Source organism: Phenylobacterium sp. (assembly GCF_036963605.1).
GTDB lineage: Bacteria > Pseudomonadota > Alphaproteobacteria > Caulobacterales > Caulobacteraceae > Phenylobacterium.
Window position 1 is genome coordinate 12,346 of sequence record NZ_JBALUY010000005.1, and the last position, 25,967, is coordinate 38,312.

Below are 25,967 nucleotides of genomic sequence, written 5' to 3' on the forward strand. Positions count from 1 at the left end.
CAAGCCCATGACCCGCAACAGCCTCCGCGCCGTGCTGGCCGCCGCCCTGGCGGCCGCCAGTCTCAGCGCCGCCCCGGCCCTGGCCAATCCCGCCGCCGACAAGTGCGCCGCCGGCCTCTCGCCGGAGGGCAAGCTGATGCACAGGACCGTCGCGCCTCATGTGCAGGCCGATTCCGACATCGAAAAGCTGATGCGCAAGCACCTGCGCGGCCTGGTCATGGGCGGCCAGCTGAAGCTGAAGACCGCCGAGGCCAACGGCATGGCCGTCGGCCGCTGTCTCACCCTGCTGAAGGGTTAGGGCGCGACCCTTCGCCGGCCACGGCCGCGGGGATGAGCCCGTCGTCCAGCAGGTCGTGCAGATCGCTCACATGGCTCTCCTCCCGCGGGCGGGGCGAGGGGTCTGAGATCATCACCACGGTGAGGTCGAGGCTGGGGACGACGAACAGCATCTGGCCGCCATAGCCCCAGGCGAAATGCACGTCGTGGCCGGCCGCCTGCTTGGTGAACCAGCCATAGCCATAGTCGTGCCCGCTCCAGGGCGAGCGGGTGCGCGGCGTCCAGCTTTCTTCGATCCATTCGGCGGAGATGATCCGCCGCCCATCGATCTCGCCCCCCAGGCGATAGAGCTCGCCGAACCGCAGCAGGTCCCGCGGCGACATCATCATGTCGTTGCCGCCGAAATAGATCCCCTGCGGGTCCCGCGGCCAGGGCGGGATGGTCACGCCCAGGGGCTCGGCGAGCCAGTCGCGGGCAAGGCTGTGGGTGCTGGCGCCGGCGGCTTGCGTGAGCGCCGCCGACATCAGGTGCGAGGTTCCGGTGGAATAGATCATCCGGCCCCCCGGATCGTCGTCGAAGGGCCTCGCCAACGCATGGCGGACCCAGTCGGGACTGGTCACCCAGGCCCCGTAATACTGGCCGGAGGTGCGCCCGAGGCCGGCCTGCATCGAGAGCAGATGGCCGACCTCGATCTCCTGCAGCCGGGGATCGCCGCCCGCGGGCAGGTCGCTCGCCAGCAGGGGCGCGATCTTCTGGTCGGTTCCGGTCAGCACGCCGCGCTCGATGGCGATCCCCACCAGGGCCGAAAGCACGGTCTTGGAGGCCGACTTGATGTTCACCGGCTGGTCGAGGGCGGCGCCCCGCAGACGGTGTTCGGCCAGCACCTCGCCATCCCGGGCGACGATCACGGCGTGCAGATTGGGCAGGGCGCGGGCCTGCTCCACCACGGCGGCCATGGCCACAGGATCGAGCCCCTGGCTCTGCGCGGCGGACGCCGTCTGGGCCTGGGCGCGATCGGGCGTCGGGGCGGGCGAACAGGCGGCCAGCAGCCCAAGGGCCAGGGCGCCGACGATCTGGCGGGACGGGCTAAATCTCATCCTTCGGAGATAGGCGCCCGGCGGGCAAGGTCCAGCTAGGCCTTGGGCCCGGCGCGCTGCGCGGCGCCGGACCCCGGCTTGCCTCAGGCGGCAGGCGGCAGGGGCGCCGGACCCGGCGGATCAAACTTCTCGCCTGCGGGATTGCTCGGCTGGACATAGAAGAAGATCAGCACCAACAGGCCGATCAGGGGGATGAGCCCGATCAGCACCCACCAGCCGCTGCGACCCGTATCGTGCAGCCGCCGCACGGCCATGGCCAGGTGCGGCAGGAAGACCGCAAGACCCAGCAGAAGGCTGAAGGGCTCCATGTCGCCCGCCCCCAGACCTTCGTCCAGAATACCGGCCACGATGGCTGCGAGGATCACCGCCAGGACCCACCACCAGAAGGTGGCCCGACCGGTGCGGCCGTTGAAGTTCACATAGTTGGCCAGGCCGTACTTGACCGCTTCAATCATGTTTCATTCCTCCCGGCGTTCGGCGCGCACATCGGCGCGCCGCAATATCGTGCCGGCGTCACCTTAAGACGGGATTTGCACAGGGATCGACCCCTGCGTCCTTGGCCAGGATCAAACCGCAGCACCCCAGCCGCGGCGCCCGTGGGCGTGGACCCCATGACCGCGCCGGAGATCATGGCCCTGCCGACCGCCTGTCAGGAACAGATCGACCTGATGTGACGGCTGCTGGACCGGGATGGCCGGTGAGGCCAGCGGTCCGGACATTCGGGACCTGGAGGCCAGGGACGACCGTGGCGCCCGCCGCTGAGAATGCTATGGATTTGGCTTCGTCACCCGGAGCTCGCCATGTTTCGCGCCGTCACCCGCATCGCCCTGGTCATCGCCGTGCTGGCGGCGCCGCTCTCTGTTCAGGCCGCCGACATTCCGCCGATCGAATATCGCGAACGGGTGCTGGACAATGGCCTGCGGGTGCTGAGCGGGGTGGACGCCACCACGCCGAACGTGACGGTGCAGGTCTGGTACGGGGTCGGCTCCAAGGACGACCCGCAAGGGCGCTCGGGTTTTGCGCACCTCTTCGAACACATGATGTTCAAGACCACCCGCAACATGCCGTCCGAGACCATGGACCGCATGACCGAGGATGTGGGCGGCTTCAACAACGCCTCCACCTATGACGACTTCACCAACTATTACGAGGTGATCCCCGCCAACCACCTGGAGCGGCTGCTCTGGGCCGAGGCCGAGCGGATGGGCTCCCTGGTGGTGGACGCCGAGATCTTCGACTCCGAGCGGGACGTGGTGAAGGAAGAGCTGCGCCAGCGCATCCTGGCCGCCCCCTATGGCCGGCTGTTTGGCCTGATGATCCCCCAGGCCAGCTATCAGGAGCACCCCTACAAGCGGCCGGGCATCGGCTCGATCGCCGAGCTGGACGCGGCCACCATCGATGATGTGCGGGCCTTCCACCGGGACTATTACCGCCCCGACAACGCCATGCTGATCGTCATCGGCAATTTCGACGAGAGCGAACTCGACGCGTGGGTGGACAAATATTTCGCCCCCCTTGAGGCCCCCGACGCCCCCCTGAAGCGGGTGACCGCCGGAGAGCCGCCGCGGACAGGTTCCGGCGTCTATGACGGCTATGGCCCCAATGTGCCGCTGCCGGCGGTGGTGCTGACCTGGCTGGGCGCCGAGGCCGCCAGCGCCGACGCTCCGGCCCTGCAGGTGCTGGACACCATCCTGTCCGGCGGCAAGTCCTCGCGGCTCTACAACGCGCTGGTCTATGAGCAGCAGATCGCCGTGGAGGCCTTTTCCCAGGCCGATCTGCCCCAGCAGCCGGGCCTGTTCGCCGTGGGCGCCATCCTGGCCAGCGGCCAGACGGTGGAGGCCGGCGAGGCCGCCCTGCTGGCGGAGGTGGCGCGCCTGCGGGACACGCCGCCGACGGAAGCCGAGCTGGAGGAGGCCCGCAACGAGGTGATCGCCGGCGCCCTGCGCGAGCGCGAGACGGTGGACGGCCGCGCGTTCGCCCTGGGCTATGCCTGGGCGACCCAGGGCGATCCGGCCCGGGCCAATACCGAACTGGCCGACCTGGCCGCCGTCACCGCCGCCGACGTTCAGCGGGTGGCCCAGACCTACCTGCCCGAAGACCGGCGGATGACCATTCGCTACCGGCCCGAGTCCGAGCGTCCGGCCGGCGAGACCCCCGCCGAGCCCGCCCCGCCGCCGGCCCAGGCGGTGGTGTTCGACGGCGAAATCGTCACCCTGGCCCCGGAGGCCCAGCGTCAGGCGCCGCCGCCCGTGGGCGAGCCGGTGGACCCGGTTCTGCCGCAGCCGGCTGAAACCACCCTGGACAATGGCCTGCGGGTGATCGTCGCCCGCTCCAGCGATCTGCCGCTGGTTTCCGCCGCCGTCATCGTGCGGGCCGGCGCCTGGGCCGATCCGAAAGGCCTGGCCGGCGCCATGTCCATGACGGCGGGCATGCTCACCGAGGGCACGGAGACGCGGACGGCGCCGGAGATCGCCCAGCAGGTGGAGGCCCTGGGGGCGACCCTGTCCTCGGCGGCGGGCGCGGAATCCTCCAGCGTCGGCCTGACCGTGATGTCCGACAAGGTGGCGCCGGCCTTCGCCATCCTGGCCGATGTGGCGCGCAACCCGGCCTTTGCGGCCGAGGAGCTGGAGCGCCAGACCGCCCAGGCCCTGGATGGCCTGTCGGTGGCCTATGGCGATCCCGGCCAGCTGGCGGCCATGACCGCCAGCCCGCTGATCTTCGCCGGCACCCCCTTCGGCCACGCCGCCGACGGCACGCCGGCCTCCCTGCCCAGGCTGACGCCGGAAACCCTGCGCCGCCTGCACGGGACCTATTTCCGGCCCGACAACGCCATCCTGGTGCTGACCGGCGACGTCACGCCCGAGGCGGGCTTCGCCCTGGCCCGGGAGGCGTTCGGGGACTGGGACGCGCCCGCGGCGCCCCTGCCGACCCAGCCTGAGGTCTCGCCGACAGCCGCTGGCCAGATGCTGGTCATCGACTTGCCGGGCGCCGGCCAGGCCGCCGTGCGGCTGGCCAAGCCGACCATCGCTCGCAGCGATGACGCCTATTATCCGGCGATCGTGACCAATTCGGTCCTGGGCGGCGGCTATTCGGCCCGGCTGAACCAGGAGATCCGCATCAAGCGCGGTCTCTCCTATGGGGCGGGCTCGTCGCTTGCGGCCCGCCGCGCCGTCGGCGCCTTCCAAGCCCAGGCCCAGACCAAGAACGAGTCCGCGCCCGAGGTGGTCGATCTGATCGCTGCGGAGATGACCAAGCTGGCGGCTGAACCGGTCTCGGCCGACGAGCTGCAGGCCCGCAAGTCGGTGCTGATCGGCGGCTTTGGCCGGGCGCTGGGAACCGCCGGCGGGCTGGGCGGGGTGCTCGGCGACCTGGCGGTGCAGGATGTGCCCCTGGAGGAGATCGGCGCCTATACCGCCAAGGTGGAAGCGGTGAGCGCCGACCAGGTGAACGCCTTCGCAGCAGGGTATCTGTCGCCGGCTGACGCCGCCGTCGTCGTGGCGGGCGACGCCAAGCTGTTCGAGGCCGGCCTGCGCGAGCGGGCGCCGGACCTGCGGATCATCGCCGCCGAGGACCTCGACCTGGACTCCGAAACCCTGACCAAGGTCGATTAGCCGACGAAGCCCCCCAAACAGGGCTTGAACCTTGGCCTTGGGGCATGCCTGGATAAAGGCATGCAGGATCGTTTCGATGTGGTCGTCGTGGGGGCTGGGGCGGCGGGGATAGCCGCGGCTGCGCGCCTGTCGCGGGCGCCGCTGTCGGTGGTGGTGCTGGAGGGCCAGGGGCGGATCGGCGGCCGGGCCCATACCCTGGCCGCCCGCCCCGACCTGCCGCTGGACCTCGGCTGCGGCTGGCTGCACAGCGCCGATCGCAACCCCCTGGCGCCGCTGTTCGAGCGGGCCGACATCCCCCTGGATCGCACGCTCCCGGCCTGGCGCCGCCCCGAAGCCAATCTCAGCCTGGGGCCGGAGGACCGCGCCCGCTTCGAGGCGGCCATGGGCGCGTTCGAAAAGGCCCTGGAAAAGGCCGCGAGGGCCGGCCAGGAAGGCCGCGCCAACGCCTACCTCCCTCGGGCGGCCCGCTGGCGGCCCTTGCTGGAGGCCTTTTCCAGCTATTATAACGGGGCGCCCCTGTCGCAGGTCTCGGTGCAGGACTATGGCGCCTTCATCGACACCGGCGTCGACTGGCGGGCGGTTGAGGGCTACGGGGCGGCGATCTGCGACCTGGCCGACCGCTCGTTGATCGTGCCCCACTGCGCTGTGCTGTCCATCGACCACAGCGGCCAGGCCCTGCGGCTGGAGACGGCCCGCGGGGCGGTGACGGCGCGGGCGGTGGTGCTGACCATCTCCAGCGACCTGCTGGCCCGCGAGGCGATCCGTCTGCACCCCCACCTGCCGGCCAAGACCGACGCGGCCACCGGCCTGCCGCTGGGCCTGGCCGACAAGGTCTTCCTCAGCCCCGCCGCGCCGGAGGCCTTCCCCCGGGAGCACCATCTGTGGGGCGATACCGAGAAGGCCGAGACCGGCAGCTACTACCTGCGGCCCCTGGGGCGGCCGGTGATCGAGGCCTATTTCGGCGGCGACCACGCCCGCGCCCTGGCCGCCGAGGGGCCGCGGGCGGCGGTCGACTTCGCCATCGAAGAGCTGGTGGGCGTCTATGGCGCCGACGTCCGCCCGCAGCTGCGTCTGCTGGCGGCCACCAGCTGGAGCCAGGACCCCTGGGCGCTGGGCGCCTATTCCCACGCCCTGCCCGGCTGCGCCCCGGCCCGCCAGGTGCTGGCCGAGCCGGTCGAAGGGCGGTTGTTCTTCGCTGGCGAGGCCACCTCGACCCGGGCCTTCTCCACAGCCCACGGCGCCTGGGAGACAGGGCTGCGGGCCGCCGACGAGGTGCTCGCCGCCCTGCGGGTGGCGGCGGCCTGACCGCCCTTCAGGCTCCGATCGCCGCGCGCTCGCCCCAGCGGTCGAGGTCGGGTTCGTGGCCCATCAGGGCCAGGCCCGAGGCGATGGATTCCAGCTCCCCGCCGGTCTCGATCCGGTCGGCGGCGAAGCGCCGGGCGAAGATGGCCCGCACGGCGGGCGTCAGGGACGAGCCGCCGGTGAGGAAGACCCGGTCGATCTGATCGGCCGCCAGACCGGCGTCGGCCAGGGCTGCGTCCACCGCGCCCTCGATCTGGGCCAGTTCCGGCGCGATCCAGCTCTCGAACTCGCTTCGCGCCACGTCCCGCGTGATGGAGACGGCGCCAGCCTCGAAGGCGAAGGTGGCCTCGTCCTTCGCCGACAGGGTCTCCTTCAGCCGGGAGACGGCGCGATAGAGGGGATAGGCGTGGTTGTCGTCGAGGATCTCCACCAGGGCGGCGATCTTCTCCGGTTCCACGGCCTCGCGCTCCAGGCTGCGGATCTCGCGCATGTCCCGCGAGGCCCGCAGCAGGGCCAGCTGGTCCCAGCGGGCGAAGGCCGAATAGTAGCGGTTGGGAATGGGCAGGACCTTGCCGAAGGTCTTGTAGCTCGACCCCTTGCCCAGCGCCGGCGAGACCAGGTTGTCGATGATCCGGTAGTCGAAGGCGTCGCCGGCCACGCCGACGCCGGACCGCCCCAGGGGCTCGGCCCGGAAGGCGCCGGCGTCGTCCCGGCGAAAGCGGATGATCGAGAAGTCGCTGGTGCCGCCGCCGAAGTCGCCCACCAGGACGGTGGCGTCGGCCTTGAGCGTGCGGGCGAAGAAGAAGGCCGCGCCCACCGGCTCATAGACATAGAGGATTTCCGAGAATCCCAGGCGGGAAAAGGCCGTCTCATAGCGGGCCAGCGCCAGCTCGGCCTTGGGCGCGGCGCCGGCGAAGGTGACGGGGCGGCCGACGATGACCCGGCCGGGCAGGTCGTTAAGCGCTGCGCCCGCATGGTCGCGCAGCTTCAGCAGGAAGGCCGAGAGCAGGTCTTCGAAGGCGTAGCGCCGACCGAGAATCTGGGTCTCGGTGAAGTTGGCCGAGGCCGCGAAGGTCTTGAACGACTGGATGAACCGCGTCTCCAGCGGGTCCTCCACATAGGCCTCGATGGCCCAGGGGCCGGCCTCCACCGTGCGTTCGGTGGGGTGTTCGGGCGGGGCGTGGAAGGCCAGCGCCGAGCGGAAGGCGAAGAGCTCGCCCTCGGGCGCGGGGAACCGCACCAGCCGGGCCGGCTCGCCCGGCAGGGCGAGCGCCACGACGGTGTTGGTGGTGCCGAAGTCCACCCCCAGGGTGAAGCCGGGGGCGGACGAGGCGGATTCTGAGGCGCCCATGGCGCGGTCTCCCCCGGAGCGGCGGCGACGGATCGCCCGCCGCCCGGAGGCGCGCGATCCCTAGGTCAGGCGGTGGTCTGCCTTGTTGATCACAGGACGGCCTCGACCGGGGCCTGGGCCTGGGTCTGGTCGTAGGCGGCCAGGGTGGCGAGCTGCAGGATGCGCGACACCGAGGCCGAGAGCGGGCAGATCTGCACCGACTTTTCGAGGCCCAGCAGGATCGGTCCCACCACGGTGGCGCCGCCAAAGGCCTGGACCAGCTGGGTGGAGATGGCCGCCGAGTGGATGGCCGGCATGATCAGCACATTGGCCGGGCCGGTCAGGCGCATGAAGGGGAAGTTGCCGCGGCGTTCCGGCTCCAGCGCCAGGGCCGGGGGCATCTCGCCCTCGTACTCGAAGTCCAGGTCCATCTCGTCGAGCATGGCCACGGCATCGCGCACCTTTTCGGAGCGGTCGCCCATGGGATTGCCGAAGGTGGAATAGGACATGAAGGCCAGGCGGGGGGTGTAGCCCAGGGCCTTGACGGCCTGGGCGGCCTCCAGGGCGATCTCCACCAGGTCCTCGGCCTCGGGCATCTCGGTGACATTGGTGTCGGCGATGAACAGGGTGTGGCCCTTGCCCAGCAGCACCGACATGCCCATCACCCGGCCGCCGGCGGCGGGATCGATGACCCGCAGCACCTCGTCCAGCACCTGATCGTAGGAGCGGGTCACGCCGGTGACCATGGCGTCGGCGTGGCCCAGCGCCACCATGCAGGCGGCGAAGGTGTTGCGGTCCTGGTTCACCAGCCGCTGGACGTCGCGCATCAGGTAGCCCTGACGCTGCAGCCGCTCGTACAGATACTCGGCGAACTCCGGATTGTGGTCGGAGACCCGGGCGTTGATCACCTTCAGGCCGGCGCCCTCGGGGCTGAGGCCCACGGTGCGCATGTTCTCGGCCACCAGCTCCTCGCGGCCGACCAGGATGGCCTCGCCGAGGCCGGCGGTCTGGAAGGCGTAGGCCGCGCGGATCACGCTGGGCTCCTCGCCCTCGGCGAACACCACCCGCTTTTTCGGCCCCGACAGGACCGAGCCCTGCAGCTTCTGCAGGAAGGCCGCCGTGGGGTCGAGGCGCTGGGCCAGCTGCGCGCGATAGGCGTCCATGTTCTCGATGGGCTTGCGCGCCACGCCGGTGTCCATGGCCGCCTGGGCCACGAAGGGCGGGATGTACCAGATCAGCCGCGGGTCGAAGGGCGTCGGGATGATGTATTCCGGGCCGAACTTCAGCTGCAGGCCGTGATAGGCCGCGGCCACCTCGTCGGGCACGTCTTCGCGGGCCAGCATGGCCAGCGCCTGGGCGCAGGCGATCTTCATCTCCATGTTCACCCGCCGGGCGCGCACGTCCAGCGCGCCGCGGAAGATGTAGGGGAAGCCCAGGACGTTGTTCACCTGGTTGGGATAGTCGCTGCGGCCGGTCGCCATGATGGCGTCGCTGCGCACGGCGTGAACCTCTTCCGGCGTAATCTCCGGATCGGGATTGGCCATGGCGAAGATGATCGGATTGGGGGCCATGGCGGCCACCATGTCGGCGGTCACCGCGCCCTTGACCGACAGGCCCAGGAACACGTCGGCGCCTTCCAGCGCCTCGGCCAGGGTGCGCTTGTCGGTGTCCACCGCATGGGCGGACTTCCACTGGTTCATGCTCTCGGAACGGCCGCGATAGATGACGCCGGTATTGTCCACCGCGATGCAGTTCTCGGCCCGCACCCCCATGGCCTTCATCAGCTCCAGCGAGGCGATGCCCGCCGCGCCGGCGCCGCACAGGACCAGCTTCACATCGGCCAGCTCGCGGCCGGTGATCTTGCAGGCGTTCAGCAGGCCCGCGGCCGAGATGATCGCCGTGCCGTGCTGGTCGTCGTGGAACACCGGGATGTCGAGCAGTTCCTGCAGCTCGGTCTCGATGCGGAAGCATTCCGGAGACTTGATGTCCTCCAGATTGATGCCGCCATAGGTGACGCCGATATTCTTGACGACGGTGATGATCTCGTCCGGATCGGTGGCCGAGACCTCGACGTCGATGGAGTCCACGTCGGCGAAGCGCTTGAAGAGGACGCTCTTGCCCTCCATCACCGGCTTGGACGCCAGGGCGCCGAGATTGCCGAGGCCGAGGATCGCCGTGCCGTTGGAGATCACCGCGACCAGATTGCCCTTGGACGTATAGTCGTAGGCCTTGTCCGGGTCCTCGGCGATGGCCAGCACCGGTACGGCCACGCCGGGGGAATAGGCCAGCGAGAGGTCCCGCTGCGTGGCCATCGGCTTGGTCGGCACGATGGCGATTTTTCCAGGCGTGGGATGACGGTGGAAGCTGAGCGCCTCCTCGTCGGTGAAGGTGCGTTTCTCGGCGTCGCTCATGAGCGCGGACGGTCCTTGCAGACACGGATGATGGGATGAGGGCCGCAACCTACATAGGCCGCCCCCCCGCCACAACCTCCAGACTCCTGCGGAGCGGTAGGAATTGCGGGTGGGGGGGCGGGGCGGAGCGCGGCTGTTGGCGGATTGGGCTCGAAGCCGTCCTTGGCGATGGCCGCTTCCGGCCAAGATCGCCCAACCTCGGTGGAATGGCCGAGTCTGGCGCTGGCTCGACCCTTCCATACGGGCTCGCCGCCGGGCTGGGCGACTGAAACGCGCGGCCGCGCTGCGCACATTGCAAGGCGCCCAAGGCGCAACCCAGAATAACGAGATAGCTTGGGGGTGGGTGCGGTCGAGTGAGGAACGGCTCTGTGTTAGCCGTCCTCGGCAGCCCCCTTTGGGCGCACGGGAGGCGCCGGGTGGCCTAGGTGAATACCTGCTTCGAAAGAAGCACGTCCACCTTCTGCACATGCGCCGGGCGGATGAGCAGGTGGTTCATTCGCGCGACGTCGCGGAAGATGTCGCCACCCCCGCCAGCCACATGCGCATCGCGCCCGGCGATGTCGGGGAACGTCTCGAAAATGGCGAAGGTCGTGGGTGAGTGGCGCACCGCATACCACGGCCCGGTGGCGGGCTCGTGCTCGACGCAGGCTCGAATATCCCGAAGCATCTGCAGAACCTCGTCCTCGCGGCCCGGCCGAGCCTCGATCAGGATGTAGAAGGCCTTCCGACCCTCGTCGCCGTCGTCGCCGGTCATGACGACGCCGCGGTGCTGTGGTGCGGTGTGCGTGTCCATGGGTGATCCCTCTGTGCGGCGAGCGTTTCCGCCGTCGTATCCTCTTTTCGGGCGATGGCGGGTTGCCCGATCCATCGAGAACCTTGCCTAAATCTCCGACCTCGCCCTACCGTCACGATCAGCCGGTAAGGATGTCTGCATGACCCACGCCTTGCGGGAGGCCATTCGCCGCCACACCGAGCGGCATGCTGACGCGGCGGGCATCGCCCGCACGGCCGTCAGGGGTCTGAACCTCGTGCGCACGACGTCGACGGGCGAGCTTCGGCACGCCGTCGAGCGGCCGCTGATCTGCCTTGTCGTGCAAGGCGCCAAGCAGGTCACGATGGGGAGCCGAACCCTGACCTTCAACGCCGGGGATTCAATGCTCCTCACCGCGGACGCGCCGACCGTCAGCCAAATCATCCAGGCAAGCGGCGGCGCGCCTTACCTTGCGTTGGCGCTCGACCTGGACGCGGCTGTGATCGCCGCCCTCTGCGCCGAGATGAAGGCCGCCGCCGTCGATGTCGGCCCGGCGCTCCGCTTCCAGACTACCGACGCCGAGGTGGCCGATGCCGCGCTTCGCATGGTCACCCTTCTGGAACGGCCGGCTTCCATTCCCGTGCTTCAGGCTCAGTTGGTGCGCGAGATGCACTATTGGCTCCTGGCAGGGCGCCACGGCCTCGCCATTCGCCAGCTGGGCTCTCCCGAGAGCCAGGCGCGGCGGATCGCGCGGGCGGTGGAGATCCTCCGCAAGGACTTCACCTCGCCGATCGCGGTGGCGCAACTGGCGGCAGCGGCCCGCATGAGCCCGTCGACCTTCCACAAGCATTTTCGGACCGCGACCTCGCTGTCGCCACTGCAGTTCCAGAAGCAGCTGCGGCTCATCGAGGCGCGGCGACTGATGCTGGCCAAGGGCCTCAAGCCAAGCGTCGCAGCCTACGAGGTCGGGTACGAGAGCGTGCCGCAGTTCACACGGGAGTATCGTCGCCAGTTCGGGGAACCGCCGGGCCGCGAGACCCAGCAGGCAAGGCGAGTGAACCAAGCGGTCTGAGCGCGCAAGCATTACAAATCCCCGCAGAGGGCCTTCTAGAGCGCCTGGCGGGAGAGGCCGGTCCCTTCGGCCAGTTTCGACATCCCCTTGACCGCGCCCGCCCAGGCGCGACATTCGCATCCCTTGCGCGCGCCCAAGCCCCGGAGAGATCGCCCTGACCGCACCTGTTCGTATCGCCGTCGCGGGCGCCCTGGGGCGTATGGGGCAGGCTGTGGCCGCCGTGGTGGAGGGGCGCGGGGACGCTGACCTGTTCGCCTGTTTCGACCGGCCGGGCGCTGAGGATTCGCGGTTGGTGGATCGGGCGAGCGCCCTGGCTGCGGCGCAGGTGGTGATCGACTTCTCCACGCCGAAGGCCTCGGTCGAACTGGCCCAGGTGTGCGCCGCCCAAGGGGGCGTGGCCCTGGTGATCGGCTCCACCGGGTTCGAGGCCGACCAGATCGCGGCGATCGACAAGGCGGCCCAGGCCATTCCCATCGTGCGGGCCGGCAACTTTTCGCTGGGCGTCAACATGCTGCTCGGCCTTGTGGCGCAGGCGGCCCGGGCTTTGGCTGCGTCCGACTACGACATCGAGGTCTTCGAGGCCCACCATCGGCGCAAGGTCGATGCGCCCTCGGGCACGGCGATCATGCTGGCCCAGGCCGCCGCCGACGGGCGCGGGGTGGCGCTGGAGGATGTGGCGCGGCCTGCGCGGGACGGGATGACGGGGGCGCGGCCAGAGGGCGAGATCGGCTATTCGGTGATGCGCGGCGGCGGCATTGTCGGCGAGCATTCGGTGGTGTTCGCCGCCGAGGACGAGATCCTGACCCTGTCCCACTCGGCCCGCGACCGCAGCCTGTTCGCCCGCGGGGCGGTGGAGGCGGGCCTGTGGGCCGTGCGCCAGCCGCCGGGCGCCTATGACATGCAGGACGTGCTGGGCCTGAAGAAGGTGGACGCGTGAACCCCGATCTCGACGTCCTGGCCCTGGACGCCAGCGGCCAGCTGGCCCTGCTGGGCGCCGGCCGCATCGGCGCGGTGGAGCTCTTGAAGCTGGCGCTGGCCCGTCACGAACAGACCCACCGGCGGCTGAACGCCGTGGTCGCCGCAGACCTGGAGCGCGCCCTGGAGCGGGCCAAGGCCGTCGACGACATCCGCGCCCGGGACGGCACGCTCGGTCCCCTGGCCGGCCTGCCCATGACCATCAAGGATACGCTGGACGTGAGTGGCATGCCGGCCTCGGCCGGGCTGGAGATCCATCGCCGTCGGCAGGCCGAGGACGCCACGGTGAGCGCGCTCGCCCGCAAGGCCGGCGCCGTGATCTGGGGCAAGACCAATGTGCCGGTGATGGCCGGCGACTGGCAGAGCTTCAATGCTCTCTATGGGACCACCAACAATCCCTGGGACGTGAGCCGCACGCCCGGCGGCTCGTCCGGCGGAGCGGCCGCGGCCCTGGCCAGCGGCGTCACGGCCCTGGAGATCGGCTCGGACATCGGCGGCTCCCTGCGCATTCCGGCCCATTTCTGCGGGGTGTTTTCGCACAAGCCCACCTGGGGCCTCGTGCCCCAGCACGGCCATGTGCCGCCGACCCCGGGCTCGTGGCAGGAGCCGGACCTGAACGTCATTGGCCCCATGGCCCGCTCCGCCCGCGACCTGCGGCTGCTGCTGTCGGTGATCGCTGACGGCGGGGTCTCGCCCAAGGCGCCCCCGGCCGATCTGGCCAAGGCCCGCATCGGCGTCTGGGTCGAGGCGCCGGGCCTGCCGCTGGACCCGCAGGTCAGGGCGGTGATCGAGACCTTCGCCGGCGAGCTGTCATCGGCCGGGGCGACGGTCGAGTTCGTCTCCCCGCCGGTGGACGTGGCCACCCTGCTGGACGCCTATATGGTCCTGCTGGGCGCCATCATCGGGTCAGACATGCGCGAGAAGGACCTGCGCAGGATGGAGTGGATGCGTCCGGCGGCGAAGATCGCCCGGGCCCGCGGCGCCGGCCCCTTCTCCTGGGCGGCCACGGCGCTGGCCTATACGGCCCGCCACCGGGAATGGCTGGCCGCCGACGCCATCCGCGCCCGCCTGCGCCGGGAGATGGAGGGGGTCTTCTCCACCTATGACGCCATCCTGGCGCCGGTCGCCCCGGTCACGGCGTTTGCGCACAGCCAGGGCTCGTTCCCGTCGCGGGCGCTGAAGCTGTCGGATGGGAAGAGCGTCCCCTATGTGACCCTGCTGGGCTGGATCGGCTTGGCGACCGCCTGCCTGCTGCCGGCCACCACCCTGCCGGCCGGCTTCTCGCCCGACGGCCTGCCGGTGGGCGCGCAGCTGATCGGGCCGCACGGGGGCGATGCGCGCAACCTGTCGCTGGCCCAGGCCATCGACGAGAATGTGCGGGGCTTCACCGCCCCGGAGCTGAAGGTCTAGATCACTTGCGTGATCTAGTTTTTTCGTGGGCGCGCGTTTCGATCCGATAACCGGTTCCCACTTATCGGAACGCGCTTCTAGCGCACCGCCGCCCACGGCTTGGACAAGAGCGCCGCGCAGTTGATCAGCCCGACCAGGGAATAGGTCTGCGGATAGTTGCCCCACAACTCGTTGCCATCGAACGAGATGTCCTCCGACAGCAGGCCCGCCGCTGTCCGCCGGGTCAGCATCTCCTCGAACAGCTCGCGGGCCTCATCGGCCCGGCCGCTGAGATAGAGGGCCTCGATCAGCCAGAAGGTGCAGATGTTGAAGGCGGTCTTGGGCTCGCCGAAGTCGTCGGGCAGGGCGTAGCGCAGCATGTAGGGACCCCGCCGCAGGCCCTTCTCCACCGCCTCGATGGTGGCGGCCATGCGTGGATCGCCAGGCGGCACAAAGCGTACGTCCACCAGCTGCAGCAGGCTGGCGTCCAGCTCGTCGCCGTCGAAGGTGGCGGCGAAGCGGCCGAGTGCGGGGTTGTAGGCGCGCGCCTCGATCACGCCGCGCATCTCGTCGGCCCGGGCGTTCCAGTACTTGGCGCGCTCCAGCAGGCCGAGCTGGACGGCGGCGTTGCCCAGCCGGTCGCAGGCGGCCCAGCACATCACCGCCGAGTAGGTGTGGATCGCCTCGCGCCCGCGGAACTCCCACAGGCTGGCGTCCGGGGTGTCGTACATCTCATAGGCCCGCTCGCCGACGGGCTCGAGGTCGCGGAAATCCTCCACCGTGGCCGGCCGCAGCAGGCGCTCGTCGAAGAAGGCCTGCACGGTGGACAGGATGATCTGGCCATAGACGTCGTGCTGCAGGTGCTCGTGGGCCTGGTTGCCGATCCGCACCGGCCCCATGCCGCGATAGCCGGGCAGGGCGTCGGCGAACCGCTCGATGAGGCCAGGCTCCAGCCCCACCCCATAGACCGGCTGCACATGGCCGCCGCCCTCGGTGTCCACCAGGTTGCGCAGATAGGAGAGGTAGTTCTCCAGCATGTCGGCGGCGCCGAGCCTCGTCAGGGCCTGGACCACATAATAGGCGTCCCGCAGCCAGCAATAGCGGTAGTCCCAGTTGCGGCCGGACTCCGCATGCTCGGGGATGGAAGTGGTCAGCGCCGCGACGATGGCGCCGGTCTCCTCGTAGGCGCAGAGCTTGAGCGTGATGGCCGAGCGGATCACCGCCTCCTGCCATTCCAGCGGCACCGACAGGGTCCGCACCCAGCCGCGCCAATAGTCGGTGGTCTCGTTCAGCATGCGCGAGGTGGTGGCCATCACGTCGGCGTCGAACCCCTCGTCGGGGCCGAGGAACATGGCGATCGGCTCCTCCAGGCGGAAGACGCGCTCCTCGGTGATGTGGCTGACCGAGGTGTTGGTGGTCAGGCGCATGGTGGTCGGCCCGCCCACATAGCGGATGTGATTGGAGCCGGTGGTCTGTTTGGCCGGCGCCTCGCCCCAGTTGATCGTCGGGCGCAGGCGGATGCGGATGCGCGGCGCGCCGGTGATGGGCCGGACCAGGCGGATATAGGCCGTCGGCCGATAGACCCGGCCGAACTGGCGATAGCGCGGGCAGAAGTCGAGGACCTCGAAGCTGTCCCCGTGCTTGTTGGTGACCTCGGTGCGCACGATGGGCGTGTTGCGAAGATAGGCTTGGCGGGTGCTGGCGTGGTCCTCGGCCTCGATGGCCCACAGGCCGTTCACGTCCCGGTCGGCGGGGTCGCGGTCGCTGAGCAGGGCCGAGAAGAAGGGATCGCCGTCCACCCGGGGCACGCAGCCCCAGACGATGCGGCCGTGCCGGTCCACAAGGCCGCTGGCCGCGCAGTTGCCGATGGGAAACAGGTCCAGGGTCTGGATCACAGGTTAGGCGCCTCGCAGTTGTGTCGCATGGGGCTGCGTCCTTTTTCTCGACGGCGGGTCAGCGCCGTTTGCTAAGCTGTGACGCGCCAAGTGACTCGCCGCCATCTTGGCCCTGTGCGGGCCGCTCTTCCAAACGGGGACCCCATGATCCGAGCCCGCCGCGCGCGTATCGTCGCCACCTTGGGCCCCGCAAGCCGCAGTCCTGCCCAGGTGGAGGCGCTGGCGCGTGCCGGGGCCGACGTCTTCCGCGTCAATTTCAGCCATGGGACCCACGAGGACCATGCCCGCGCCATCGCCACGGTGCGCCAGGCCGAGGCGGCTACGGGTCGGCCTATCGCCGTCCTGGCCGACCTGCAAGGCCCCAAGCTTCGCCTGGGGAAGTTCGCCGACGGCCAGGTGCGCATCCGCCCGGGCCAGACCTTCCGCCTGGACCTCGACCCGACGCCCGGCGACGCCGCGCGGGTCTGCGCCCCGCATCCGGAGATCCTGGCGGCGGTGAAGGCCGGGGCCGACATCCTGATCGATGATGGCCGAGTGCGCCTGCAGGTGACCCGCCACGGGGCCGACTTCGCCGAGACCCAGGTGATGGTCGGCGAGACCCTGTCCAACCACAAGGGCCTCAACCTGCCCGGCCACGCCATTCCGATCCCGGCCCTGACGCCCAAGGACCGCAAGGACCTGGCGTTCGCCCTGGACCAGGGGGTGGACTGGGTGGCGCTGTCCTTCGTGCAGCGGGCCGCCGACATGGCCGAGCTGCGCCAGCTGGTTCAGGGCCGCGCCGCGGTGCTGGCCAAGATCGAGAAGCCCGCCGCCCTGGAGGCGCTGGACGAGATCCTCGACCTCTGCGACGGGGTGATGGTGGCCCGCGGCGACCTGGGGGTGGAGCTCGCGCCCGAGGACGTGCCGGTGGTGCAGAAGGCGCTGATCCGCGCCTGCCGCACCCGGGGCATCCCGGTGATCGTCGCCACCCAGATGCTGGAATCCATGACCACGGCGCCGACGCCTACCCGGGCCGAGGCCTCCGACGTGGCCGGCGCGGTCTATGAGGGGGCCGACGCCCTGATGCTGTCGGCCGAGACGGCCTCGGGCGACTTCCCCCTGGAGGCGGTCTCGATCATGGACCGCATCATCGCCCGGGTGGAGCGCGATCCCCGCTGGCCCGAGCTGATGGCCGCGGAATATCCCATGGAGGACGCCGACGCCGACGCCCTGGTGGCCGCCGCCGGCCGCGCTGCGCAAGGCCCCTCCATCGCCTGCCTAGCGAGCTTCACCACCACCGGCCAGACGGCCCTGCGCCTGGCCCGCGAACGGCCCCTGCAGCCGGCCCTGGCGCTCACGCCCCACGCCGGCGTCGCCCGGCGCCTGGCCCTGACCTGGGGGGTGGAGGCCCGGGTGGTGCCCCAGCCGGCGGACTCCGAGTCCCTGGCCAAGATCGCTACCGAGATCGCCCGCGACCTGGCCCTGGCCGCGCCGGGCCGCCGCATCCTGATCCTGGCCGGCCTGCCCATGGGCTCGCCGGGCGCGGCCAACATCCTGCGCCTGGCCCACGTGCCCCGCCGCTAAAGCTCGGCCTCTCACGAAGGCGTTCAAGGGCTAGCCTCGGGGCTGCATGCCCACGCCGGAGGGGCTATGAGGGGGCATGATCGAGCGCTTCGACATCCCTGAGGCCCTGGCGGACGCCGCCGCGGCGGCCACGGTTTCGGCCCTGGCCGCCGGGATCGCCGCCCGGGGGCGCGGCCGGCTCGTGGTCACCGGCGGGCGCTCGCCGGGCGCCGTCTATGACCGGCTGGCCAAGGCGGATCTCGATTGGGGGCAGGTGGACATCACCCTGTCGGACGAGCGGTTTGTGCCCGTCACCGACCCCGCCTCCAATGAGGGTCTGGTGCGATCGCGCCTGCTGACCGGCCAGGCGGTCGCGGCCCATTTCGTCCCCCTGATGCGGGAAGCGCCGAGCGCGGCGGCCGCCGCCGACCTGGCCGAGGCCGAGGTGGCCGCTTTGGCGGCCTTCGACATGACCCTGCTGGGCATGGGGCCGGACGGCCATGTGGCTTCGCTGATCCCCGGCGCGGAGGGGCTTGAGGCCGCCATGGGGCCGGACGGCGCCCGGTTCTGCCTGGGTTTCGATGAGGCGATCGGCGATCCGCCCTGCCCGCGGATCACCCTGACGCTGGCGGCGTTGTTACAATCGCAAGCCATCATCATCCTGATCGCTGGTCCTGAGAAACGCTGGGTCATTGAGCGGGCCATGGCTGGAGCCGATCTGCCGGTCCGCGCGCTCTTGACCCAGGCCAGGGTTCCCGTGCGGGTTCTCTGGACGCCCTGAAGGGAACTGTCATGCCCATGCATCCGGTCGTCGCCGAGGTCACTGCGCGGATCATCGCCCGCAGCCAGGACAGCCGTAGCGCCTATCTGGCGCAGATCGACGCGGCCAGCCGGTCGGGTCCCGGTCGGGCCAAGCTGTCCTGCGCCAACTTCGCCCACGCCTTCGCCGCCATGCCGGACGACGACAAGACCCGCATGCGCAACCCCATGGCGCCCAACCTGGGGATCGTGACCGCCTATAACGACATGCTCTCGGCCCATCAGCCCTATGAGCGGTTTCCCGACGTGATCCGCGCCGCAGCCGAGTCGGTGGGCGCCACCGCCCAGGTGGCCGGCGGGGTGCCGGCCATGTGCGATGGGGTGACGCAAGGCCGTCCAGGCATGGAGCTGTCGCTGTTTTCCCGGGACGTGATCGCCATGTCGACGGGGATCGCGCTCAGCCACGACGCCTTCGACGCCGGCCTGATGCTGGGGATCTGCGACAAGATCGTGCCGGGCCTGACCATCGGCGCCCTGGCCTTCGGCCATCTGCCGATGATCTTCGTCCCCGGCGGGCCGATGACCTCGGGTCTCTCCAACGCCGAGAAGGCCCGGGTGCGGGGCCTCTATGCCGAGGGCAAGATCGGCCGCGAGGAGCTGCTGGACTCCGAGATGAAGTCCTATCACGGGCCGGGCACCTGCACCTTCTATGGCACGGCCAACACCAACCAGATGATGATGGAGATGACCGGCCTGCACCTGCCGGGCGCAGCCTTCGTCCATCCCAACACGCCTTTGCGTGACGCCCTGACGGCGGCGGCGGCGAAGCGGGCGGTGGAGATCATCGCCGGCGCCGAGGCCTATACGCCGATGGCGCGGGTGGTGGACGAAAAGAGCCTGGTGAACGCCATGGTCGGCCTGATGGCCACCGGCGGCTCGACCAACCACACCCTGCACATGGTGGCCATCGCCCGGGCGGCGGGGATCATCCTGACTTGGTCGGACTTCGACGACATCTCGCGGGTCGTTCCACTGATCGCCCGGGTCTATCCCAACGGCTCGGAGGACGTGAACGCCTTCCAGGCGGCCGGCGGCATGGCCTTCGTCATCCGCCAGCTGCTGGATGCCGGCCTCGCCCACGACGACGTGGTCACCGTGGCCGGCGGGGGCCTGCGGGCCTATCAGCGCGAACCCTTCCTGGAGGATGGCCGCCTGGTGTGGCGGGAGGGGCCGGAGACCTCCCTCAATCTCGACATCCTGCGGCCGGTGAGCGATCCTTTCCAGGCCGAGGGCGGCCTGCGCCTGATGGCCGGGGGCCTCGGGCGGGCGGTGATGAAGACCTCGGCGGTCAAGGCCGAGCACCACGTTATCGAGGCGCCGGCCAAGGTGTTCGACGACCAGGACGCCCTGCTGGAGGCCTTCCGCCGCGGGGAGCTGACGCAGGACTTCGTCGCCGTGGTGCGCTTCCAGGGTCCCAAGGCCAATGGCATGCCCGAGCTGCACAGCCTGACCCCGACCCTGGGCGTCCTGCTCGATCGGGGGCTGAAGGTGGCCCTGGTCACCGACGGGCGCATGTCGGGGGCGTCTGGCAAGGTGCCGGCCGCCATCCATGTGACGCCAGAGGCCGCCGACGGCGGGCCGCTGTCCCGGGTGCGGGACGGGGACCTGATCCTGGTGGATGCGCGCACCGGCCGGCTGGAGATCAAGGTCGATGCGGCTGAGCTGGCGGCGCGGGAGCCTGCCCGGTCGCACGAGCGCCAGATCGGCTTTGGGCGTGAACTGTTTGGCTGGATGCGTCGGGCCGCGGGCCCTGCCGAGGCGGGCGCCTCGGTGTTGTTTGAAGAGGTGGCCTGATGGGCGTGATCTATGCCGGCCTGGTGGGGGATGTGGGCGGCACCAACGCCCGGTTCTCCCTGGTCGATGGCGAGGGCCATCTGCGCAACACCAAGATTTATGCCTGCGCCGACTACGGGGCCCTGGACGAGATCATCGCCGAGTACCTTGAGGAGACGGCCGGCAAGAAGCGGCCGGCCAAGGCCGTGATCGCGGTGGCGGGACCCGTGGTGGACGGCGAGATCGAGTTCACCAACCTCGACTGGCGGGTGTCGGAGATCGACCTGATCGCCAGCTTCGGTTTCGACGCCATCAAGCTGATCAATGACTTCGCCGCCCAGGCCATGGCCACGCCGGTGCTGGACCCCACAGATCTCCGCCGCATCGGCCCTGAGGTGCGCGGCGCCGCCACCTGTCCCATCGTGGTGCTGGGCGCGGGCACGGGCTTTGGGGTGGGGGCCGTGGCGCGCTCGCAGCATGTGGACATCGCCGTGGCCACCGAGGGCGGCCATGCGGGCTTCGCCCCCCATGACGAAGTCGAGGTCGAGCTGTGGCGCCGGCTGATGGGCCTCTATGGCCGGGTGTCGGTGGAGCGGGTCCTGTCGGGCCAGGGGCTCTTCGATCTCTATCTGGCGCTGGAGGACATGGCCGGCCGCACGCCGCAACTGGACCATGAACGCGCCGTGGTAGAGGCCGCCGACGCCGGCGACCGGGTGGCCGGCGCGGTGCTGGACCGGTTCTGCGCCATCCTTGGCGGGGTGGCCGGGGATCTCGCCCTGACCCACGGCGCCCGGGGCGGAGTCTATGTCAGCGGCGGCATCGCGCCCCGGATGGGTGAGCGTCTGATGTCCGGGGGTTTCCGCGACCGGTTCGAGGCCAAGGGACGCCTGACCGACTATGTGCGCGAGATCCCCACCTATCTGATCACCCATCCCTATGCGGCCCTGGTGGGCTGCAGCCGGGAGCTGACCCAGCTGGAAGGCGTGCGCCTGTGACCCTGCCCATGACGGTGGACCACATCCTTGCCCTGGCCCCGGTGGTGCCGGTGCTGATCATCGAGGACGCCGCCGACGCCGTCCCCCTGGCCCGCGCCCTGACCCGGGGCGGCCTGTTCGCCCTGGAGGTGACCCTGCGCACGCCCGCCGCGCTCGACGCCATCCGCGCGATCGCGAACGAGGTCGAGGACGCCGTGGTCGGCGCCGGCACCGTCGTCTCGGCCTCGGCCCGGCAGGCGGTCGCCGACGCCGGCGCCCGCTTCGCCGTCAGTCCGGGCCTGATCGCCGGCGAGCGGATCGAGGGACCGGTCCCGCTGCTGCCGGGGATCGCCACGGCCACCGAGCTGATGGCCGGCCTCGACCACGGCTTCACCGCCTTCAAGCTGTTCCCGGCCAGCGTGGTCGGCGGGGTCGGCCTGCTGAAGGCCCTGGCCAGCCCCTTCCCCCAGGCGGTCTTCTGCCCCACCGGCGGCATCGATGCCGCAAAGGCGCCGGACTATCTGAAGGAGCCCAATGTGGCCTGTATCGGCGGCTCCTGGGTGGCGCCCAAGGACGCCGTGGCGGCCGGCGACTGGGACCGCATCGCCGAGCTGGCCCGGGCCGCGGCGGCCCTGCCCCGGGCCCGACCGGCCCCCGCGATCTTGACCTGATCCATCCACAGGCGCATAAGCGCGCCCTTCCGGCGCAACCTCGGTCAGCGCCCTCCCCCGCCACGACCCCCATCACCATATGGGACGAGGGCGGCGAGGCCCCCCGTCGACGTGATCGTCCACGGGGGTTGATCGCGTTTGGGCTCATGGTTTCCTGTCCGCAGGGGGCCTTGGAGCCGGAAGACAAGCGGGCGTGACGTCGTCACCCCATGGGAGTTTGAATGTTCGACGCACTTTCTGAACGGCTTTCCGGGGTATTCGACCGTCTGTCGGGCCACGGCGTGCTGTCTGAAAAGCACATCGACGAGGCCCTGCGCGAGGTCCGCATCGCCCTGCTGGAGGCCGATGTGGCCCTGCCGGTGGTGCGCGAATTCATCGCCAAGGCCAAGGAGCGCGCCTCGGGCGAAGAGGTGCTGCGCTCGGTTCGTCCCACCGACCAGGTGATCAAGATCACCTATGACGGCCTGGTGGAGATGCTGGGCGGCGAAGAGGTCGAGGGGCTGAACCTCTCCCTCAATCCCCCCACCGTCATGATGATGGCCGGCCTGCAGGGCTCGGGCAAGACCACCACGGCGGGCCGCCTGGCCCTGCGCCTGAGCCGCGAACGCAAGAAGGTCCTGCTGGCTTCGCTGGACACCCGCCGGCCTGCGGCCATGGAGCAGCTGGCCACCCTGGCGACCCAGGCCGGCGTCGACAGCCTGCCCATCGTGGCCGGCCAATCGGCGCCTGACATCGCCCGACGCGCGCTGTCGGCCGCCAAGCTGCAGGGTTATGACGTCCTGATCCTCGACACCGCCGGCCGCACCACGCTGGACGAGGCGATGATGGCCGAGGCGGCCGAGATCGCCAAGATCGCCAATCCGTCCGAGACCCTGCTGGTGGCCGACGCGCTCACCGGCCAGGACGCGGTGCGCACCGCCACCGCCTTCCATGAGCGCCTGCCGCTCACCGGCCTGGTCCTGACCCGGTCGGACGGCGACGGCCGAGGCGGCGCGGCGCTCTCCATGCGCGCGGTCACCGGCCTGCCCATCAAGTTCCTGGGCGTCTCGGAAAAGATCGACGGCCTGGACGTCTTCGACGCCCGCCGGGTGGCCGGCCGGATCCTTGGCCAAGGCGACGTGGTCGCCCTGGTGGAGAAGGCGGCCCAGGACTTCGATCAGGCCAAGGCCGAGGTCATGGCCAAGAAGCTGGCCAAGGGCCAGTTCGACCTGGACATGATGGCCGACCAGTTCGCCCAGATGAAGAAGATGGGCGGCATGGAGGGGCTGATGGGCTTCCTGCCGGGCGTCCAGAAGATGAAGAAGCAGATGGCCGAGGCCAATGTCTCGGACAAGACCCTGGATCGTCAGGCCGCGATCATCTCGTCCATGACCAAGGGCGAGCGCAAGAAGCCCGACATCCTGCAGGCCTCGCGCAAGCGCCGCATCGCCAAGGGCGCCGGCGTCGAGGTGGCCGAGGTCAACCGGCTGCTGAAACAGCATCGCCAGATGGCCGACGCCTTCAAGATGATGAGCCGCGACGGGGGCAAGGGCTTCGCCAAGATGGCGGGCATGCTCACCGGTGGCGGCGCGGGCGGCGCGGACATGGCTCGCATGAAGGCCATGGGCGGCGGCAAGGCCCCGACCCCGCAAGATATTGAGGAGGCCAAGGCCCGCCTTGCCGGACTTGGTGGCCCTGGCGGCCCCGGTCTCGGCGGGCTGGGCGGCGGCCTCCCCAAACTTCCCGGCCTTGGCGGCGGTCTGCCCCCGGGCGTGAATCCCTTCAAGAAATCCTAGAGCTCACAAGGAACATCCATGCTCAAGATTCGTCTGTCCCGTGGCGGCGCCAAGAAGCGCCCCTACTATTCCATCGTCGTCGCCGACAGCCGCGCGCCGCGCGATGGCCGCTTCATCGAGAAGGTCGGCGCCTACAACCCGCTGCTCAAGAAGGAAGACCCCAACCGGGTCGTCCTGAAGATCGAGCGCATCGAAGAGTGGGTCAAGAAGGGCGCCCAGCCCACCGACCGCGTCGCCCGTTTCCTCTCCCAGCAGGGCCTGGTGAAGTGGGAGCACGGCAACAACCCGCAGAAGGCCGAGCCGGGCCGTAAGGCCAAGGAACGGGCTGAAGAGCGCGCCCAGCGCGAGGCCGATCGCGAAGCCGCCGCCGCCGAGGCCGCCGCCCAGCCGGCGCCCGAGCCCGAGCCCGAAGCCCCCGCGGCCGAAGAGCCGGCCGCTGAAGCGCCGGCTGCTGCCGAAGAAGCCCCGGCCGCCGAAGAGGCGCCCGCCGCCGCCGAGGAAGCCGCTGTCGAGCCGGCCGCTGAGGCCGCTGACGACGCGACCGCCAAGGAAGGCTAAGAGCCTTCCCGCCAGGCTCATATCTCTCCGTCATGGTCGGGCTTGACCCGACCATCCATGAACGCTGATTTTGGCCAGTCTGGTTGGGCCGGTGTTCATGGACCTTCGGGTCAAGCTCGAAGGTGACGGGGAGGGGTCTGGGACAAGACCCTCTCAAACGAAGGCGCCATGCCCGACAAGCTGATCCAGGTGGCCCGAGTGGCCGGCGCTTTCGGCGTCCGCGGCGAACTGCGCATCACCACCTTCACCGAAGACCCGATGTCGCTGGCCGCCTTCAAGGCCTTGCTGCGCCAGGACGGTTCGCCTGGCCTGACGCTCACCAGCGCCCGGCCGGTCAAGGGCGGCGTGGTGGCCCGCGCCAAGGAGGTCGAGACCCGCGAGCAGGCCGAGGCCGCCCGCGGCCTGAATCTCTTCATTCCTCGCGACGCCCTGCCGGCGCCGGAGGAGGACGAATTCTATCTGACCGATCTGATCGGCGCCGTGGTGGAGACGCCGCAGGGCGAGCGCCTGGGCGAGGTGAAGTCGGTGCAGGATTTCGGCGCCGGCGACCTGCTCGAGGTTCAGCCGGCCAGCGGCCCGTCCTGGTGGCTGCCCTTCACCCGCGAAGCCGTGCCCGAGGTAAAGCTGGCCGAGGGCCGGCTCACCGCCATCCCGCCGGAAGAGACAGAGTAGGGGATTCACCACCCGCACGTCATCCTGGGCCTTGTGCCCAGGATCCCTCGCGGCGCTTGCGCCCGCCCTCGACAGGGATGCTCGGCACAAGGCCCAGGATGACGGAATGTGGGCAGGCGCTGGCGCGCCCTCAGTCGCCCTTGCGCATCCGCATCAGGCCTTCCTGGGCGACCGAGGCCACCAGGGTTCCGTCCTGGGCGTAGAGGGCGCCGCGCACGAAGCCGCGGCCGCCGGAGGCCGAGGGGCTGTCCTGGGTGTAGAGGTGCCAGTCGTTGAAGTTGGACGGCTTGTGGAACCACATGGCGTGGTCGAGGCTGGCCGACTGCAGGCCCGGCGTCTGCCACGCCACGCCGTGCGGGCGCATGGCGGTGGACAACAGGTTCATGTCCGAGGCGTAGGCCAGGATCACCTGGTGCATCCGCGGATCCTCGCCGATGGGGCCGGTGGCGCGGATCCAGACGTCGGACTTGCCCTCGGTGGGCTTGGTGGCGCCGCCGAAGCCGAAGGCGTCGCGGCCGCGCATTTCGATGGGCCGCGGGCGCGACATCATCTTGCGCATTTCCGGCGGCATCTTCTCGGCCGCCTTCTTCATGGACTCCGCCTCGCTGGGCAGTTCGTCCGGGCCGGGAACCTTGGGCATGGGCGCCTGGTGGTCGAAACCGTCCTCCACCACCTGGAAGGAGGCGGCGAGGTTGAAGATCTGCTTGCCGTTCTGGATGGCCACCACCCGGCGGGTGGTGAAGGTGCCGCCGTCGCGGGACCGGTCGACCTCGAACAGGATCGGGATGCGCGGATCGCCCGGGCGGATGAAGTAGCAGTGCAGCGAATGGCACATGCGCTCTTCGACGGTCTCATAGGCCGCCAGCAGCGACTGGGCGATCACCTGGCCGCCGAAGATGCGGGGCGGCCCGCCCTGCGGGCTCACGCCGCGGAACAGGTTCTGCTCGATGCGCTCCAGGGCCAGGGTGTCTGGCAGGATCTCGGGCTGGATCTCGGGGTTGTCCATAATGACTTATCGTATGTTGCAGGTGCGAAAGCGCCAGGGCTTAACCCTTGGCGCGCCTCGCGGCAAGG

Annotated in this window: 21 protein-coding genes; 14 read left to right on the forward strand and 7 right to left on the reverse strand. The window is 70.2% G+C overall.

Annotation, left to right across the window (positions count from 1 at the left end):
- The first annotated feature begins 7 nt into the window (after positions 1–7).
- A complete protein-coding gene (locus V7702_RS01935) occupies positions 8–298 on the forward strand; it encodes a hypothetical protein (RefSeq protein ID WP_335648457.1) in 291 nt (96 codons plus the stop codon).
- Here V7702_RS01935 and V7702_RS01940 read toward each other — a convergent pair.
- The gene (locus V7702_RS01940; RefSeq protein ID WP_335648458.1) at positions 279–1,373 is read right to left on the reverse strand and encodes a serine hydrolase domain-containing protein; all 1,095 of its coding nucleotides are present in this window, start codon (positions 1,371–1,373) and stop codon (positions 279–281) included. The genes V7702_RS01935 and V7702_RS01940 overlap by 20 nt on opposite strands.
- An 83-nt stretch (positions 1,374–1,456) precedes the next feature.
- On the reverse strand, positions 1,457–1,828 hold the full coding sequence (locus V7702_RS01945; RefSeq protein ID WP_335648459.1) for a DUF805 domain-containing protein: 372 nt from the start codon (positions 1,826–1,828) through the stop codon (positions 1,457–1,459).
- 345 nt (positions 1,829–2,173) lie between these two features.
- Between V7702_RS01945 and V7702_RS01950 the strand changes: the two genes are divergently transcribed.
- Both V7702_RS01950 and V7702_RS01955 read left to right on the forward strand, forming a co-directional pair.
- Positions 2,174–4,984: a M16 family metallopeptidase gene (locus V7702_RS01950; RefSeq protein ID WP_335648460.1), complete on the forward strand. Its 2,811-nt coding sequence runs from the start codon at positions 2,174–2,176 to the stop codon at positions 4,982–4,984.
- Positions 4,985–5,044: 60 nt separating this feature from the next.
- Entirely contained in the window at positions 5,045–6,289 is a 1,245-nt protein-coding gene (locus V7702_RS01955; RefSeq protein ID WP_335648461.1) for a flavin monoamine oxidase family protein, read from the forward strand.
- A gap of 7 nt (positions 6,290–6,296) precedes the next feature.
- Here the strand turns inward: V7702_RS01955 and V7702_RS01960 are convergent, their stop codons facing one another.
- The 3 genes from V7702_RS01960 to V7702_RS01970 all read right to left on the reverse strand — a co-directional run bounded on the left by V7702_RS01960 (position 6,297) and on the right by V7702_RS01970 (position 10,820).
- Positions 6,297–7,637, reverse strand: coding sequence for an Hsp70 family protein (locus V7702_RS01960; protein ID WP_335648462.1), 1,341 nt, complete (start codon positions 7,635–7,637; stop codon positions 6,297–6,299).
- An 89-nt stretch (positions 7,638–7,726) separates the two neighbouring features.
- Positions 7,727–10,027, reverse strand: a complete 2,301-nt coding sequence (locus V7702_RS01965) for an NADP-dependent malic enzyme (protein WP_335648463.1) — start codon at positions 10,025–10,027, stop codon at positions 7,727–7,729.
- A gap of 421 nt (positions 10,028–10,448) precedes the next feature.
- Positions 10,449–10,820: a putative quinol monooxygenase gene (locus V7702_RS01970; protein WP_335648464.1), complete on the reverse strand. Its 372-nt coding sequence runs from the start codon at positions 10,818–10,820 to the stop codon at positions 10,449–10,451.
- A 139-nt stretch (positions 10,821–10,959) separates the two neighbouring features.
- Here V7702_RS01970 and V7702_RS01975 point away from each other — a divergent pair, with 139 nt between their 5' ends.
- The 3 genes from V7702_RS01975 (at position 10,960) to V7702_RS01985 (ending at position 14,235) form a co-directional block, all read left to right on the forward strand.
- Entirely contained in the window at positions 10,960–11,850 is an 891-nt protein-coding gene (locus tag V7702_RS01975) for an AraC family transcriptional regulator (RefSeq protein ID WP_335648465.1), read from the forward strand.
- A gap of 154 nt (positions 11,851–12,004) precedes the next feature.
- Positions 12,005–12,787: a 4-hydroxy-tetrahydrodipicolinate reductase gene (gene dapB, locus V7702_RS01980; RefSeq protein ID WP_335648501.1), complete on the forward strand. Its 783-nt coding sequence runs from the start codon at positions 12,005–12,007 to the stop codon at positions 12,785–12,787.
- Complete coding sequence (locus tag V7702_RS01985; RefSeq protein WP_335648466.1) at positions 12,784–14,235, forward strand: amidase family protein; 1,452 nt, start codon at positions 12,784–12,786, stop codon at positions 14,233–14,235. The genes dapB and V7702_RS01985 overlap by 4 nt, the downstream gene beginning before the upstream one ends.
- Before the next feature lie 77 nt (positions 14,236–14,312).
- Here the strand turns inward: V7702_RS01985 and V7702_RS01990 are convergent, their stop codons facing one another.
- Entirely contained in the window at positions 14,313–16,109 is a 1,797-nt protein-coding gene (locus V7702_RS01990; RefSeq protein ID WP_335648467.1) for a glycoside hydrolase family 15 protein, read from the reverse strand.
- A 144-nt stretch (positions 16,110–16,253) separates the two neighbouring features.
- Here V7702_RS01990 and pyk point away from each other — a divergent pair, with 144 nt between their 5' ends.
- From pyk to rimM, 8 genes are all read left to right on the forward strand, one after another.
- Entirely contained in the window at positions 16,254–17,672 is a 1,419-nt protein-coding gene (pyk, locus tag V7702_RS01995) for a pyruvate kinase (RefSeq protein ID WP_335648468.1), read from the forward strand.
- A 76-nt stretch (positions 17,673–17,748) separates the two neighbouring features.
- Positions 17,749–18,432 (forward strand): 6-phosphogluconolactonase, encoded by a 684-nt coding sequence (gene pgl / locus V7702_RS02000; RefSeq protein ID WP_335648469.1) that lies wholly within the window; start codon positions 17,749–17,751, stop codon positions 18,430–18,432.
- Positions 18,433–18,443: 11 nt separating this feature from the next.
- Positions 18,444–20,264 (forward strand): phosphogluconate dehydratase, encoded by a 1,821-nt coding sequence (gene edd / locus V7702_RS02005; RefSeq protein ID WP_335648470.1) that lies wholly within the window; start codon positions 18,444–18,446, stop codon positions 20,262–20,264.
- A complete protein-coding gene (gene glk, locus V7702_RS02010; protein WP_335648471.1) occupies positions 20,264–21,238 on the forward strand; it encodes a glucokinase in 975 nt (324 codons plus the stop codon). Before edd ends, glk begins: the two co-directional genes overlap by 1 nt.
- A complete protein-coding gene (gene eda, locus V7702_RS02015) occupies positions 21,235–21,888 on the forward strand; it encodes a bifunctional 4-hydroxy-2-oxoglutarate aldolase/2-dehydro-3-deoxy-phosphogluconate aldolase (RefSeq protein ID WP_335648472.1) in 654 nt (217 codons plus the stop codon). The genes glk and eda overlap by 4 nt, the downstream gene beginning before the upstream one ends.
- Positions 21,889–22,109: 221 nt before the next feature.
- Positions 22,110–23,663 carry a signal recognition particle protein gene (ffh, locus tag V7702_RS02020; RefSeq protein WP_335648473.1) on the forward strand — a complete coding sequence of 518 codons (1,554 nt, stop codon included), beginning with the start codon at positions 22,110–22,112 and terminating at the stop codon, positions 23,661–23,663.
- A gap of 18 nt (positions 23,664–23,681) precedes the next feature.
- A complete protein-coding gene (gene rpsP / locus V7702_RS02025) occupies positions 23,682–24,221 on the forward strand; it encodes a 30S ribosomal protein S16 (protein ID WP_335648474.1) in 540 nt (179 codons plus the stop codon).
- Between the two features lie 168 nt (positions 24,222–24,389).
- The gene (gene rimM / locus V7702_RS02030; protein ID WP_335648475.1) at positions 24,390–24,893 is read left to right on the forward strand and encodes a ribosome maturation factor RimM; all 504 of its coding nucleotides are present in this window, start codon (positions 24,390–24,392) and stop codon (positions 24,891–24,893) included.
- A gap of 130 nt (positions 24,894–25,023) precedes the next feature.
- On the opposite strand, the gene V7702_RS02035 is transcribed toward rimM, so the two are convergent.
- Entirely contained in the window at positions 25,024–25,899 is an 876-nt protein-coding gene (locus V7702_RS02035) for an acyl-CoA thioesterase (RefSeq protein WP_335648476.1), read from the reverse strand.
- Between the last annotated feature and the right edge of the window lie 68 nt (positions 25,900–25,967).

What these genes read in the sequence shown, in the direction of transcription:
- V7702_RS01935 (WP_335648457.1), top strand. Translation starts at nt 8, where the DNA reads ATGACCCGCAACAGCCTCCGCGCCGTGCTGGCCGCCGCCCTGGCGGCC.
- V7702_RS01940 (WP_335648458.1), bottom strand. Translation starts at nt 1,373, where the DNA reads ATGAGATTTAGCCCGTCCCGCCAGATCGTCGGCGCCCTGGCCCTTGGG.
- V7702_RS01945 (WP_335648459.1), bottom strand. Translation starts at nt 1,828, where the DNA reads ATGATTGAAGCGGTCAAGTACGGCCTGGCCAACTATGTGAACTTCAAC.
- V7702_RS01950 (WP_335648460.1), top strand. Translation starts at nt 2,174, where the DNA reads ATGTTTCGCGCCGTCACCCGCATCGCCCTGGTCATCGCCGTGCTGGCG.
- V7702_RS01955 (WP_335648461.1), top strand. Translation starts at nt 5,045, where the DNA reads ATGCAGGATCGTTTCGATGTGGTCGTCGTGGGGGCTGGGGCGGCGGGG.
- V7702_RS01960 (WP_335648462.1), bottom strand. Translation starts at nt 7,637, where the DNA reads ATGGGCGCCTCAGAATCCGCCTCGTCCGCCCCCGGCTTCACCCTGGGG.
- V7702_RS01965 (WP_335648463.1), bottom strand. Translation starts at nt 10,027, where the DNA reads ATGAGCGACGCCGAGAAACGCACCTTCACCGACGAGGAGGCGCTCAGC.
- V7702_RS01970 (WP_335648464.1), bottom strand. Translation starts at nt 10,820, where the DNA reads ATGGACACGCACACCGCACCACAGCACCGCGGCGTCGTCATGACCGGC.
- V7702_RS01975 (WP_335648465.1), top strand. Translation starts at nt 10,960, where the DNA reads ATGACCCACGCCTTGCGGGAGGCCATTCGCCGCCACACCGAGCGGCAT.
- pyk (WP_335648468.1), top strand. Translation starts at nt 16,254, where the DNA reads ATGATCCGAGCCCGCCGCGCGCGTATCGTCGCCACCTTGGGCCCCGCA.
- pgl (WP_335648469.1), top strand. Translation starts at nt 17,749, where the DNA reads ATGATCGAGCGCTTCGACATCCCTGAGGCCCTGGCGGACGCCGCCGCG.
- edd (WP_335648470.1), top strand. Translation starts at nt 18,444, where the DNA reads ATGCCCATGCATCCGGTCGTCGCCGAGGTCACTGCGCGGATCATCGCC.
- glk (WP_335648471.1), top strand. Translation starts at nt 20,264, where the DNA reads ATGGGCGTGATCTATGCCGGCCTGGTGGGGGATGTGGGCGGCACCAAC.
- ffh (WP_335648473.1), top strand. Translation starts at nt 22,110, where the DNA reads ATGTTCGACGCACTTTCTGAACGGCTTTCCGGGGTATTCGACCGTCTG.
- rpsP (WP_335648474.1), top strand. Translation starts at nt 23,682, where the DNA reads ATGCTCAAGATTCGTCTGTCCCGTGGCGGCGCCAAGAAGCGCCCCTAC.
- rimM (WP_335648475.1), top strand. Translation starts at nt 24,390, where the DNA reads ATGCCCGACAAGCTGATCCAGGTGGCCCGAGTGGCCGGCGCTTTCGGC.
- V7702_RS02035 (WP_335648476.1), bottom strand. Translation starts at nt 25,899, where the DNA reads ATGGACAACCCCGAGATCCAGCCCGAGATCCTGCCAGACACCCTGGCC.